12 protein-coding genes are annotated in these 12,666 nt (G+C 72.4%); 5 read left to right on the forward strand and 7 right to left on the reverse strand.

Annotated features, from left to right (window positions below; genetic code table 11):
• Positions 1-327: 327 nt before the first annotated feature.
• The gene (locus ACWEV3_RS19380; RefSeq protein ID WP_452615200.1) at positions 328-996 is read right to left on the reverse strand and encodes a response regulator; all 669 of its coding nucleotides are present in this window, start codon (positions 994-996) and stop codon (positions 328-330) included.
• The gene (locus ACWEV3_RS19385; protein WP_452615201.1) at positions 993-2,591 is read right to left on the reverse strand and encodes an ATP-binding protein; all 1,599 of its coding nucleotides are present in this window, start codon (positions 2,589-2,591) and stop codon (positions 993-995) included. Before ACWEV3_RS19385 ends, ACWEV3_RS19380 begins: the two co-directional genes overlap by 4 nt.
• Positions 2,592-2,754: 163 nt before the next feature.
• On the opposite strand from ACWEV3_RS19385, the gene ACWEV3_RS19390 reads away from it, so the two are divergent.
• The gene (locus ACWEV3_RS19390) at positions 2,755-4,080 is read left to right on the forward strand and encodes a CitMHS family transporter (protein ID WP_452615202.1); all 1,326 of its coding nucleotides are present in this window, start codon (positions 2,755-2,757) and stop codon (positions 4,078-4,080) included.
• A 111-nt stretch (positions 4,081-4,191) separates the two neighbouring features.
• Positions 4,192-5,004: a GNAT family N-acetyltransferase gene (locus tag ACWEV3_RS19395; RefSeq protein ID WP_452615203.1), complete on the forward strand. Its 813-nt coding sequence runs from the start codon at positions 4,192-4,194 to the stop codon at positions 5,002-5,004.
• Here the strand turns inward: ACWEV3_RS19395 and ACWEV3_RS19400 are convergent, their stop codons facing one another.
• The 4 genes from ACWEV3_RS19400 to ACWEV3_RS19415 form a co-directional block, all read right to left on the reverse strand.
• On the reverse strand, positions 5,005-5,205 hold the full coding sequence (locus tag ACWEV3_RS19400; protein ID WP_452615204.1) for a hypothetical protein: 201 nt from the start codon (positions 5,203-5,205) through the stop codon (positions 5,005-5,007). It abuts the gene before it with no gap.
• 227 nt (positions 5,206-5,432) lie between these two features.
• Positions 5,433-7,739, reverse strand: coding sequence for a heavy metal translocating P-type ATPase (locus ACWEV3_RS19405; RefSeq protein ID WP_452615205.1), 2,307 nt, complete (start codon positions 7,737-7,739; stop codon positions 5,433-5,435).
• 14 nt (positions 7,740-7,753) lie between these two features.
• On the reverse strand, positions 7,754-8,716 hold the full coding sequence (locus ACWEV3_RS19410; RefSeq protein ID WP_452615206.1) for a hypothetical protein: 963 nt from the start codon (positions 8,714-8,716) through the stop codon (positions 7,754-7,756).
• Positions 8,717-8,765: 49 nt separating this feature from the next.
• Positions 8,766-8,975: a heavy-metal-associated domain-containing protein gene (locus ACWEV3_RS19415; RefSeq protein ID WP_452615207.1), complete on the reverse strand. Its 210-nt coding sequence runs from the start codon at positions 8,973-8,975 to the stop codon at positions 8,766-8,768.
• Positions 8,976-9,191: 216 nt separating this feature from the next.
• Here ACWEV3_RS19415 and ACWEV3_RS19420 point away from each other — a divergent pair, with 216 nt between their 5' ends.
• Positions 9,192-10,682: a UDP-N-acetylmuramoyl-L-alanyl-D-glutamate--2,6-diaminopimelate ligase gene (locus ACWEV3_RS19420; protein ID WP_452615208.1), complete on the forward strand. Its 1,491-nt coding sequence runs from the start codon at positions 9,192-9,194 to the stop codon at positions 10,680-10,682.
• Positions 10,683-10,833: 151 nt separating this feature from the next.
• On the forward strand, positions 10,834-11,334 hold the full coding sequence (locus ACWEV3_RS19425; protein WP_452615209.1) for a DUF4396 domain-containing protein: 501 nt from the start codon (positions 10,834-10,836) through the stop codon (positions 11,332-11,334).
• A 9-nt stretch (positions 11,335-11,343) separates the two neighbouring features.
• Here ACWEV3_RS19425 and ACWEV3_RS19430 read toward each other — a convergent pair whose 3' ends face one another.
• Entirely contained in the window at positions 11,344-12,093 is a 750-nt protein-coding gene (locus ACWEV3_RS19430) for a class I SAM-dependent methyltransferase (protein WP_452615210.1), read from the reverse strand.
• A gap of 114 nt (positions 12,094-12,207) precedes the next feature.
• On the opposite strand from ACWEV3_RS19430, the gene ACWEV3_RS19435 reads away from it, so the two are divergent.
• Positions 12,208-12,612 (forward strand): MBL fold metallo-hydrolase, encoded by a 405-nt coding sequence (locus ACWEV3_RS19435; protein ID WP_452615211.1) that lies wholly within the window; start codon positions 12,208-12,210, stop codon positions 12,610-12,612.
• Positions 12,613-12,666 lie beyond the last annotated feature (54 nt).

Below are 12,666 nucleotides of genomic sequence, written 5' to 3' on the forward strand. Positions count from 1 at the left end.
GGGACTGCGGACGGCCCCGTCCGCGGGCGGATCGTTCTTCCTGGGACTGACGCTCGTGGCGGGCGACGTCGCGGACGTGCCCGCCGGGAGCTGCCGGTACGAACGGGGCACTGCCCGGAAGGCCACGAACCGCTGGCCCTGCTGGCCACCGGACACCCGCGCAACCAGTAGTCCCACGCGACCGCCCCGAAGCGGTCCGTGCGGAGGGCCGCAATTTCAATGGAAATTGGACCTTCGATTTCAATGGAAATTGCGGCAGACCTAACCCGGAAGGGTCACGGACTCGCCGGCCGGCGGCCGACAGGTTGTCCACATAGGACGTGTGGGTTAGCGGGTCGCGGCGATCGGCTCGTACTGGTGCTCGGGCCGGCCGCTGGCGCCGTACCGCAACGTCATGACGGCCCTGCCGTCCTGGGCCAGCGCCGCCAGGTAGCGCTGCGCGGTGGCGCGGGCGATGCCCAGCTCTTCGGCGATCTCCGCCGCGGAGCGGGCGCCGCCGCCGTTGCGCAGCGCGTCGATCACGAGCTGCGACGTCAGGGTGGACTGGCCCTTCGGTGCCGCAGGCCGGTCTCCCTCGTGCAGCAGCCGCACCGCCCGGTCGATCTCCTCCTGGTCGACCGCGCTGCCGGTCACCGGCAGCCGCGAGTGGTAGCGGGCGTAGGCCGTGAGCCGGTCGGCGAGCTGTTCCGCGGTGAACGGCTTGATGAGGTAGTTCAGCGCGCCCGCCGCGAACGCGGCGCGGACGGTGGCGGGATCGGTCGCCGCGGTGAGCATGATCGTGTCGACGTCGAGCTCGGCGAGCAGCGAGACCCCGGCGCAGTCGGGCAGGTAGTTGTCCAGCAGCACGAGGTCCGGGCTGTGCGCGTCGATCAGCTCCCGCGCCTGCGCCGCGGTGTGCGCGGTGCCCAGGACGCGGAATCCGGCCACCCGCTCGGTGAATTCCGCGTGCACCTGCGCGACCCGGAAATCGTCCTCCACCACGACAACCCCGATCACACCGTCACCTCCTGAGTGGTTTCGAGAACCTTCGGCAGCACCGCGACGAACACCGTCCCATGCGCCTCGCCGGCATCGGCCAGCCGCACGTCGCCGCCGAGGCTGCGCGCCGCCTGCCGGCACAGCGCGAGCCCCAGCCCGTTTCCGTCGTCGCCCTTCGTCGACACGCCCTCGGTGAAGATCTTCTCCCGCAACGGTTCCGGCACGCCGTCGCCGGTGTCCACAACGGACAGGTGCAGCGTCGTGCCGTCGGCGAGCAGGTCCACCTCGACGCGGGCCGGGCGGGCCGATCCCAGCCGTGCCGCGTCGATCGCGTTGTCGACCAGGTTCCCGACGACGGTCATGACCTCGACCGGGGCGACCACCGCCGACGGTACCCAGCTCGTCTCGCCGAGCTCCAGCTCGACGCCGCGTTCCGCCGCGACCGCCTTCTTGGCGGACAGGAACGCCACCAGGTAGGGATCGCGCACCGCTTCGGTCGCCGGACCGAGCCGGGCCACCGACCCGGAGGAAAGCACCTGCACGTATTCGACCGCTTCCTGGTGCCGCCCGGTCTGGAGCAGCCCGGAGAGGGTGTGCAGCCGGTTGGTGAACTCGTGCCGCTGGGCGCGCAGCGTGTCGGTCATGCTGCGCACCGACTCCAGTTCCCGGCTGAGCGCCGCGAGATCGGTCTGGTCGCGGAGGGTCAGCACGCTGCCGAGCTCGGTGCCGCCGCGGACCACGGGGCGGTGGTTGACCACCAGCATCCGGTCGCCGGTCACGGTGATCAGGTCGTCGGCGGGCCGGCGTTCGGCGAGCACGTCCCGGAGCCGCTGGGGGATGGCCAGTTCCGCGGCCGGGGTGCCGACCTCGATGGGCGTGTCCAGCAGCCGCTCGGCCTCGCGGTTGCGCACCGAGACGCGGCCGTCGGCGTCGACGGCGAGCACGCCCTCGCGGATGCCGAAGAGCACCGCTTCGCGCTGACGCACCAACTCCGCCAGCTCCTGCGGCTCCAGCCCCAGGGTGCGCCGCTTGAGCATGCGGGTGAGCCACGCCGCCCCGGCCACGCCGACCAGCAGCGCCCCGCCGGTGAACGCCGCGGTGGTCCCGATCAGGTGCAGGAACGCGTCGCTGATGTCCTCGGCGTCGAAACCGACGCTCACCTGCCCGACGATCGCGCCGTCCGGGGTGCGCAGCGGGACCTTGCCCCGCGCGGAGAGGCCCAGCGTGCCCCGCTGCACGTCGACGACCTCGTGGCCGGTGAGCACCCAGCTCGGGTCGGTGCTGACCGGCTCGCCGATCTTGGCGGCGTCCGGGTGCGCCAGCCGGATGCCGTTGTGGTCGGTGACGACGACGAACAGCGCGCCGGTGGCGGCGCGGGCCCGCTCGGCCTGATCGCGCACCTGCGGCAGGTCGCGACGCGCGACCGCGCCGCCCAGGTCGCTGTCGGCGGCCACCGAGCGGGCGACGGCGAGGGCGCGCTGGCCGTACTGATCGACGAGGTTGCGGTCGAGCAGGGAGGCGACGAGGACGAAACCGATCGCGGTGACCAGGGCGATCAAGCAGATCTGGAGGGCCAGGGCCTGCCGCGCGAACCGCATCGGGCGGCGTGACATCCCTCGACTGTACCCGGCGAGCAAAACGCGCAAAACGCGGCGAACGCGGGATAGGCGGACAACGTCGACAACCCTCCCCAAGGTGAACGGGGTCACCTACGGTTCCGCAGAACGAAACGCCGTTGTAACGAGGACCACCGTCGGTCCGCGGGGAGGAGGAGCGTTGATCGCGCTGCTCGGCTTGTGCATGGTTACCGTTTTCCTCTATCTGGTGATGAGCAAACGGCTCTCCCCAATGGTGTCGCTGATCGTGGTTCCGGCGGCGTTCGCGGTGCTCGGCGGCTTCGCGCCGGACCTCGGTGACATGATCACCGACGGCATCAAGTCGGTCGCCCCGACGGCCGCCATGCTGCTGTTCGCGATCCTCTACTTCGGAATCATGATCGACGCCGGGCTGTTCGACCCGATCGCCCGCGCGGTGGTCCGGCTGACCCGCAACGACCCGCTGCGGCTGATCATGGGCACAGTCGCCCTGGTGGCGGTGGTGTCGCTGGACGGCGACGGCACGACCACGTTCATGATCACGGTCTCGGCGCTGCTGCCGATCTACCGCAAGCTGGGCGTCAGCCCGGTGCTGATGACCGGCCTGGCCTGCATGACCAACGCGGTCCTCAACGTCGTGCCCTGGGGCGGCCCGGCGGCGCGGGCGGCCAGCGCGCTGAAGCTGGACCCGCAGGAGCTGTTCGTCCCGATGATCCCCGCGCTGGTCGCCGGGCTGGCCACCGTGTTCGTCATCGCCTACGCCATCGGCCTGCGCGAGCGCGCCCGGCTGCGCACCGCCGCGCCCGTGCTCGTCGGGGCGGGCGGGCCCGACACCTACCACGGGGGCTCGGCGGACTTCGACGTCCTCGCCCCCGACCGCGAGTCGCTGCGCCCGAAGCTGTTCTGGTTCAACGCCGTTCTGACGATCGCGCTGCTCACCGCGCTCATCATCGGCATCCTGCCGATCGCGGTGCTGTTCATGATCGGCTGCGGGCTCGCGCTGATCGTCAACTACCCGCGGCTGGAGCAGCAGCGCGCCCGCATCGCCTCGCACGCGGACAGCGTGGTCGCGGTGGTCGCGATGGTGTTCGCGGCGGCGGTGTTCACCGGCGTGCTCTCGGGCACCGGGATGATCGAGCAGATGGCGCACTACCTGCTGACCGCGATGCCGGACGCGCTGTTCCCGTTCTTCAGCATCATCGTCGCGGTGCTGAGCGTGCCGTTCACGTTCTTCATGAGCAACGACGCCTTCTACTTCGGCGTCATGCCGATCCTGGCGGAGGCGGGCGCCCAGCACGGCATCGGCGCGATGGAGATCGCCCGCGCCTCCCTGCTCGGCCAGCCGATCCACATGCTCAGCCCGCTGGTGCCCGCGATGTACGTCCTCATCGGACTGGCGAAGGTGGACCTGGGCGACCACCACCGCTTCGCGATCAAGTGGGCGCTCGTGGTCTGCGCCGTCGTCATCACCGCCGGCTTCGGCCTCGGGCTGATCGCGATCCACTGACCCCGCGAGGGAAGTCGACCGGCCGCGGGCCTCACCGGGGAGGCCCGCGGCCGGTGCCGCGCTCGAAATCGGCGTGCGCCGCGGGCCGTGCGCGTGGTGGGATCGAGCCTCGTGCGACCGACGACGAATCCGGTTCCCGAGGCCGACCTGCCGGCCCGGATGGACCAGAACCTGGCCGAGCACGCGTGCCACCTGCACCGGGGGTTGAGCGGCGCGACCGTGGCGGACACCGGCGACCTCGTAGTCGCCGACAGCGGGCTCGACGACGACACCTTCAACATCGTCGCGGCGGCCCGCTTCGCCGCAGAAGCCGCGCCGGCCCGGATCGCCGAGACGATCCGGGCGCTGGCCGCCACCGGCCGTCCGTTCTCCTGGTGGGTGGGCCCGGCCTCCGAGCCCGCGGACCTGAGCTCCCTCCTGGCGGATGCAGGTCTGCCGGCCGCCGAGCGCGAGACGGCGATGTGGGCGGAACTCGACGATTCCCTGCCGCAGCCGCGCGCGGAGCGGCTGGAGATCCGCCCGGTGACCACGCCCGAGCAGCTCGCCGACTACGCGACGGTGCTCGCCGCGAACTGGGATCCGCCCGCCGACACGGTGCGTCGCTTCTTCGCCGCGGCGGCCTCGCAGGCGCTGGCCGCCGACTGTCCGGCCCGCTACCTGGTCGGCTACGCGGCGGGCCGACCGGTCTGCTCGGCCGAGGTGTTCTGCCACGCGGGAGTCGCCGGGATCTACAACATCTGCACGCTGGCCGACCACCGGCGGCGCGGCTACGGCGGGGCGATGACCCTGGCGACGCTCCACGCGGCCCGCGCCGCAGGCCACCGCATCGCGGTCCTGCAGGCGTCAGCGGACGGCGAGCCCGTCTACCGCCGCCTCGGGTTCCGCTCCTGCGGGCAGTACACCGAGCACGCCATCACCGGCTGATCACTTCTGCGGCGTGCGCCGGCAGGCCGCCAGCGCGGTGGCGGCGACCTCGACGGCCACTTCGCCGAACGCTCCGCGCCGCCGGAGCCCGGCCCTGGCGGCGGGCACGAGCCGGTGGCAGCAGAGGTGCACGGCGGCGGCCAGGTTCCCGTGCAGCTGCCCGCGCTGGAAAGTCCGTTGTAGACGGATGAGGGTGCGCATCGATCGTCCTTCCTGGGGTGAGAACCGGAGCATCGGACAGTCGCGGATCGGGATCCGCGATCGTCCACGTGCGGTAGGGGAGTTCCCGCCACGTGGGGTGAACGGACCGTTTGCCTCGGTAGGTGAGGTGAGCAGGCCGTTCGCTTCGTCTGCCCGGCGTGTGGGCCGGAAAGCGGATGAGCGGTTCCGGCCGGACCGGAACCGCTCATCCGTGTGCCCGGTCGTGGTCAGCCGCGGAGGGCGGCCGCCGGAACCGCTTCGCGCTCGGTCGCGCCGGGCAGCGGTTCCTCGGTGATGGTGCTGCGGAAGCGGCGCAACCGCAGGCTGTTGCCGACCACGAACACCGAGCTGAACGCCATCGCCGCCCCGGCGATCATCGGGTTGAGCAGCCCGGTCGCGGCCAGCGGCAGGGCCGCGACGTTGTAGGCGAAGGCCCAGAACAGGTTGCCCTTGATCGTGCCGAGCGTGCGGCGGGAGAGCCGGATGGCGTCCACCGCGGCGCGGAGGTCGCCGCGCACCAGGGTCAGGTCGCTGGCCTCGATGGCGACGTCCGTGCCGGTGCCCATGGCCAGGCCGAGGTCGGCCTGGGCGAGCGCGGCGGCGTCGTTGACGCCGTCACCGGCCATGGCCACCACGCGGCCCTCGGCCTGCAGCCGCTTGACCACGTCGACCTTGTCCTGCGGCAGGACCTCGGCGATCACCTCGTCGATGCCCACCTCGGCCGCGACGGTGCGCGCCACGGTCTCGTTGTCGCCGGTGAGCAGCACCGGCTTCAACCCGAGCTTGCGCAGCCCGGCGATGGCCTCGGCGGACGTCGGCTTGACGGTGTCGGCGACCTCCAGCACGGCCCGGGCGGCACCGTCCCACGCCACGGCGACGGCGGTGCGACCCTGACGTTCGGCGTCGGCCTGCGCCGCGGCCAGCTCCGCGGTCAGCGGCTGGCTCCACTGCTCCAGCAGCGCCGGCCGCCCGACGAGCACGGCGTGACCGTCGATGACCGCCTGCACGCCCAGGCCCTCGACGTTGCTGAACTCCTCGACGGCGGGCAGCTCGCCCACGCGCTCGGTCGCGCCCCGGGCGATCGCCTTGGCGATCGGGTGCTCCGACGCGTTCTCCGCCGCACCGGCCAGCCGCAGCACCGCGTCCTCGTCGATCCCGTCGGCGGCGTGCACCGAGACGAGCGACATCTGCCCACTGGTGACGGTGCCGGTCTTGTCCAGCACGATGGTGTCGATGCGCCGGGTCGATTCCAGCACTTCCGGGCCCTTGATGAGGATGCCCATCTGCGCGCCGCGGCCGGTGCCGACCAGCAGCGCGGTCGGGGTGGCCAGACCCAGGGCGCACGGGCAGGCGATGATCAGCACCGCGACGGCGGCGGTGAAGGCCGCCGCGGCACCGGCACCGGTGCCGAGCCAGAACCCGAGGGTCCCGATCGCCAGCGCGATGACGATGGGGACGAACACCGCGGAGATCCGGTCCGCGAGCCGCTGCACGGCGGCCTTGCCGTTCTGCGCGTCCTCCACGAGCTTGGCCATCTGGGCCAGCTGGGTGTCGGAGCCGACGCGGGTGGCGCGGACGACCAGCCGGCCGCCGGCGTTGACGGTGGCGCCCACGACGGTGTCGCCGGCACCGACCTCCACGGGCACGGACTCGCCGGTGAGCATGCTCGCGTCGACCGCCGAGCTGCCCTCCTCGATGACGCCGTCGGTGGCGATCTTCTCGCCGGGCCGGACGACGAACCGGTCGCCGACGGCGAGCTGATCGGTCGGGATGCGGACCTCGCGGTCGCCGCGCAGCACCGCGACGTCCTTGGCGCCGAGTTCCAGCAGCGCCCGCAGCGCGGCACCGGCCCGGCGCTTGGAGCGGGCCTCGAAGTAGCGCCCGGCGAGGATGAACGTCGTGACCCCGGCGGCGACCTCCAGGTAGATGTTGCCGTCGCCGCTCATGCGTTGGATGGTCAGCTCGAACGGGTGGGTCATGCCGGGGACACCGGCGGTGCCGAACAGCAGGGCGTAGAGCGACCACAGGAACGCGGCCAGCGTGCCCATGGAGATCAGCGTGTCCATGGTGGCCGCGCCGTGGCGCAGGTTCGTCCACGCGGCCTTGTGGAACGGCCACGCGCCCCACACCACGACGGGCGCGGCGAGGGTGAGCGAGATCCACTGCCAGTAGGTGAACTGCAGGGCCGGCGCCATCGCCAGCGCGATCACCGGAACCGACAGCACGGCCGAGGTGATCAGCCGGTCCCGCAGGGACTTCGTCGGGTCCCCGGGCCCGGCTTCGTCCACTTCGGACTGATGGGGCGGCAGCGGCAGCTCGGCGGAGTAACCGGCGGCCTCGACCTGCTCGACCAGCTGCTTCGGGTCGAGCCCCTCGGGGTAGCTGATCTTGGCCTTCTCGGTGGCGTAGTTGACCGTCGCGGTGACGCCGTCGAGCTTGCCGAGCCGTCGTTCGATCCGGGCGGCGCAGGAGGCGCACGTCATGCCGCCGATGGCCAGTTCGATCTCCGCGGTGGGACTTGTCTCAGTGCTCATCGGAGTTCTCCCGTTCACCCGTGACCGCCGTGGCCGTCCCCGGTGGGGGCGGGGCTGTGCTGCCCGTCCGCCGGTTCCTGCGCGTTGACTGTGAATTCCGCGGTGCGGACCGTACCGCCGTGCTGGAAGTCCAAGAACAGCCGGTAGGTGCCGCCGGAGGGCACCTCGGCCTGGAAGGCGATGCCCGGCCCGGCCGGGGTGCGTCCGTCGCCGGGCGAGCCGGTCGGATGCACGTGCGAGTAGGCGAGGTCGCCGGTGCGCAGCGCCACGAGGTGGCCGTAGGCGGCCAGGTAGGGCTGCAGGTCGGTGACCGGCATCCCGTCCTTGCGCACCGTCAGCGCGACCGGCGAGGACCGGCCGGCGACCAGCTCGCCGTCGAGGCGGACCTGGTAGCCATCGACCTCGGCGAGCCGGGACGGGGCGGTGGTGATGGGGGAGAAGGCACCCGGCGCGGACACGTCGACGCCCAGCGTCCGGCTCTCGCCGCCGGTCGGTGTGAAGTCGGCGAACACCCGGTAGGTCCCGGCGCCGGGCAGGCGCATCGGCACGTGCCAGGTCCCGTCCGGGGACATCTCGGGGTGGAGGTGCTGATATCCGGCGGTGTCCCGGCGGACGACGATCAGGTGCATCCGCTTGTCGTGCTCGACGTCGAACCGGGTGACCGGTCGTCCGTCGGCGCCGGTGATGTGGAAGGAGAACTCGTCGGTGGTCTCCGGCGCGAGCAACGTCGTGGTGGGCGCGAGGGTGTAGCCGCCCCTGGTCGACGTCAGTCCGGCTGGAGTCTGGTCCTGCGTGGCTCCCGCGACGGTGCCGCTGTGGTTGCCCGCTTCCCCGGCGTTCCCACCGCCGGGGTGTCCGGCGTGCGCTTGCGCGGTGCCGGGCGTGAGCGGGCCGACAGCGGTTCCGGTGATCCACGCCCCGCCGAAGCCGAGCGCGACCACCGCACCGTAGGCGGCGAGCTTCGCTGCTGTGTTCATCACGACCCTTTCGTGCTGGATCCGCGCGGCGGCGGATCCGTTGGGCGCCTCAGCCGGCGACCAGTTCGTATCCGGCTTCCTCGACCGCTTCGCGCACGTCCGCGTCGCTCACCGGTTCGCCGCTGCGCACGGTCACGGCGCCGGTCGGCAGGTCCACGCGGACGTCCGAGACCGAGCCGATCTTGGTGATCTCCTCGGTCACCGACCGCACGCAGTGGTCGCAGGTCATGCCGGTCACGGTGTAGTTGGTCTCGATCACGTCGCCGTCCTCTTCCGCTGGGTTCCGCCGGCTCGTCGCCGACGCGTCATTTATACCCTAGGGGGGTATTGTAGTCAAAACGAGTGGGTCGCACCACCTGTCACTCCCGTTTCTCCCGTGGCCACAGCGATTCGCGGGCGGGCGGCGTCGGGTCGACACTGCAGACCGGATGCGCGGACGGCTTGCGTCGATTCGGGAAGTTCACGGTGACGCGGAATGGAATGCGGTTGTCGGCACGGGGGAATCAGCCTCGCGAAGGCCACTCAGGACCTTCCCGGGGCCGAGCTGCGCGGCGACGCCGACGTCCTGGACGTCACCGAGGACAGCAGGTGGGTGAGGCAGGGCGCGCTGTTCTGCGCGGTGCCCGGAGCGCACGTGGACGGGCACGACTTCGCGGACGAGGCGGTGGCGGCGGGGGCCTGCGCGCTGCTGGTGCGGCGGTTCGTCGATGCGCCGGTGCCGCAGGTTCGGGTTCCCGCCGTGCGGCCGGCGGTGGGGCCGGTGGCCGCCGCGGTGCACGGCCATCCGGCGGATGCGCTGGCGGTCGCCGCAGTGACCGGCACGAACGGCAAGACCACCACGGTGCACCTGATCGAGGCGGCGCTCGCCGCCGCCGGGTACCGCACGGGCCTGGTGTCCACGGTGGAGGCCCGGGTCCCCGGGGCGCGCGACCCGGCGGCCCTGACCACCCCGGAAGCCGCCGAGCTCCAGCGGACCCTGTGCCGGATGCGCGCGGCGGGGGTCCAGGCGGCGGCGATGGAGGTGTCCTCGCACGCCGTCGACCAGCACCGCATCGACCCGGTCACGGCCGAGGTCGCGGTGTTCACGAACCTCAGCCCGGAGCACCTCGACTACCACGGCACCGCGGAGCAGTACTACGCGGCGAAGGCGGCGCTGTTCACCCCGGACGCCTGCCGCCGGGCGGTGATCAACATCGACGACGCGTGGGGGCGGCGGCTGGCGGCCCAGGCGCGGGTGCCGACGGTGACCGTGGGCCGCGCCCGCCTGGCGGACGTGCGGGTCGACGCGGCGACCTCGACGCCCGGCGGGATGCGGGTCCTCGTGCGGGACGGGCACGACGAGGTCGAGCTGGCCACTCCCGCCTGCGGGGGACAGGCCGCGAACCTGGCCGCCGCCTACGCGGCGGCCCGCCTGATGGGGGTGTCCCGGCGGGACGCGACGGCCGGCCTGGGCGCGGCGCCGCCGCCCGGCCGGTACCAGCGGGTGGACGCCGGCCAGCCGTTCCAGGTGGTCGTCGACTTCGCCCACACGCCGTCCGCGCTGGCCCAGCTGATCGCCACCGCGCGCCGGGCGAACCCGGCCGGGCGCGTCCACCTGGTGGTGGGCAGCGCGGGCAACCGGGACCGGTTCAACCGCCCGGACATGGGGCGCATCGCGCTGGCCGCCGACACCGCGATCTTCACCGCCGACGACCCCTACGACGAGCGCCCGGGGGAGATCATCGCCCAGATGCTCACCGGCACGATCGGCTGCGGCGGCGCGGAGGTGCTGGTGCAGGAGGATCGCAGGCGGGCGATCACCGCGGCCGTCGAGCGGGCCGAGCCCGGTGATGTCGTGCTCATCGCCGGCCGGGGCCACGAGCGCTACCAGACGGTCGGCGGAATCCGCTTCCCCTTCAACGACGTCGCCGTCGCCGAAGCCGCGCTCGCCAGCCGAATCCCGCGCGTGAGCCGCCACGGCGCCTAGGCGCAGGAGGCCGCCCCCCTTTTTTCCGGCGGTCACGGACGGGTCGCCTCGGCTGGATGTGAGCGTCGAATCGCCCGGGTTGCAAGCAATACCCCCGTTGGGTATACAGGGGACCGCTCGCCGAACACCGTCGTCGAGGGGAATGCGAATCATGGCCGACCCCCCGGAAACCCATGGCCACCACGGGCACGCGGATCACCGGCGGCTGACCGGACGGGCGCTGACGCGGTCCGCGATCTCGGCCACCCTGCACTGCCTGACCGGCTGCGCGATCGGCGAGGTGCTCGGCATGGTCATCGGCACCGCGCTGGGCCTGTCGAACGTGGCGACGATCCTGCTGGCCGTGGCGCTGGCGTTCGTGTTCGGCTACGGCTTGACGATCATGCCGGTGCTCCGCTCGGGGCTGGCCTTCGGCGCCGCGCTCGGGGTCGCGCTGGCCTCCGACACGCTGTCGATCGCCGTGATGGAGATCGTGGACAACCTGATCGTGGTGGTCATCCCCGGCGCGATGGACGCCGGGCTCACCAGCCCGCTGTTCTGGGGTTCGCTGGCGGTCTCCCTCGCGATCGCCTTCGTGCTGACGGTGCCGGTGAACCGGGTGCTGATCGCCCGCGGCAAGGGGCACGCGGTCGCGCACAGGTACCACCGCTGATAGCGGGCGTCAGGACAGCTGTGCCGGCCGGGTGCAGAGGAGGAAGAAGTCCGCGCTGACCGGTCGCGCACATCCGGGGAGGAGCCGGTCGTGGCGCGTGCCGCACTGGAATCCGCCCGCGGCGAGCAGGGCCCGCGCGCGGTCCGCCGTCAGGCCCGCCCAGTGCGGCGTCGCGTGGCCGATCTGCGCGTAGTCGCGCAGGAGCAGCCAGGGGAAGCGGTGGTCGCCGCCGGGCCGCAGCGATGCGACGAGCCGGCGGAGGTCGTGGCGCCAGGTGTGCCAGACCCCGTCGGCGAGCAGCAGGCCGCCGCCGGGTTTGACGACCCCGCGCCAGGCCCGCAGCGCGGCGACCGGATCGGGCAGCGTCCACAGGACGTAGCGCGAGGTCACGAGGTCGAACTCGGCGTCCAGCGCCGCGACCTCGTGGGCGCCGCAGGTGACGGTCCGCACCGCGACACCCCGGCGCCGCGCTTCGGCGCGGGCGAAGCCGAGCATCGTGCTGGAGGCGTCGATCGCGGTGACGTTGTGCCCGAGTTCGGCCAGCAGGGTGGAGAGGAACCCGGTGCCGGTGCCGACGTCGAGCACTTCGAGCGGCCCGTCGCGCCGGCCGAGCAGCTCGGCCAGGGCCTTCTCGCAGGTCGCGCGCCACGCATCGCGCTTGCCCTGCGCGTAGTCCTGGTAGAAGCGGTCGTACGCCGGGGCCCGGCGGTCCCAGTTGTCGCGGACCGCATCGATCGCCGCTCGCAGGTCGTCGCCCATCGGCACCGCCTTTCTGGTCAGCCGCGAGTGTAGTTGCGAATGGTTTGCAACAACGGTTCAGGCGGTCGTATCCAGGGTGGCGAAGTCGGTGGGGTCCGCTCGATCGCCGCTCGCTTGGCGTGCCCGGTCTGGCGTGCGGTGCTGAACTGGGTGGTGGAGGCCGGCGGGCAGCGGGTCTTCCACGGCGGCGACACGAGGTTCCACGGCTACTGGTGGCTCATCGCGCGCCGGTTCAGCCCGCTCGACGCGGTGTTCCTGCCCGCCAACGGCGCGGTGGTCGACGCGCCGCACCCGAGGCAGGCCGCCGCGGCCGCGGAGATCCTCGACGCCCGGTACGCAGTGCCGATGCACTACGAGGCGGAGCAGCCGGACAAGATCGCGGGCTACGTCGAGGTCTCCGACCCGGAGAATGAGTTCCGCACGCACGCCGGACGGCGCGCACACGTGCTGGCCGACCGACCTGTCCGCATGACCGGAAGCTCCGCCGTGCCAACGGGATCGGGTAGCAACGAGACATAGGTCCCGCACTACGTGCTCGACGAGATCCTGGGTAACGCCACCGGCATCCCAGCC

It is taken from the genome of Saccharopolyspora sp. NPDC003752 (assembly GCF_053605825.1).

Excerpts from the sequence above, each read along its gene's own strand:
- ACWEV3_RS19425 (WP_452615209.1), top strand. The coding sequence starts at position 10,834 with ATGGCCGACCCCCCGGAAACCCATGGCCACCACGGGCACGCGGATCAC.
- ACWEV3_RS19420 (WP_452615208.1), top strand. The coding sequence starts at position 9,192 with ATGGAATGCGGTTGTCGGCACGGGGGAATCAGCCTCGCGAAGGCCACT.
- ACWEV3_RS19385 (WP_452615201.1), bottom strand. The coding sequence starts at position 2,591 with ATGTCACGCCGCCCGATGCGGTTCGCGCGGCAGGCCCTGGCCCTCCAG.
- ACWEV3_RS19405 (WP_452615205.1), bottom strand. The coding sequence starts at position 7,739 with ATGAGCACTGAGACAAGTCCCACCGCGGAGATCGAACTGGCCATCGGC.
- ACWEV3_RS19410 (WP_452615206.1), bottom strand. The coding sequence starts at position 8,716 with ATGAACACAGCAGCGAAGCTCGCCGCCTACGGTGCGGTGGTCGCGCTC.
- ACWEV3_RS19430 (WP_452615210.1), bottom strand. The coding sequence starts at position 12,093 with ATGGGCGACGACCTGCGAGCGGCGATCGATGCGGTCCGCGACAACTGG.
- ACWEV3_RS19400 (WP_452615204.1), bottom strand. The coding sequence starts at position 5,205 with ATGCGCACCCTCATCCGTCTACAACGGACTTTCCAGCGCGGGCAGCTG.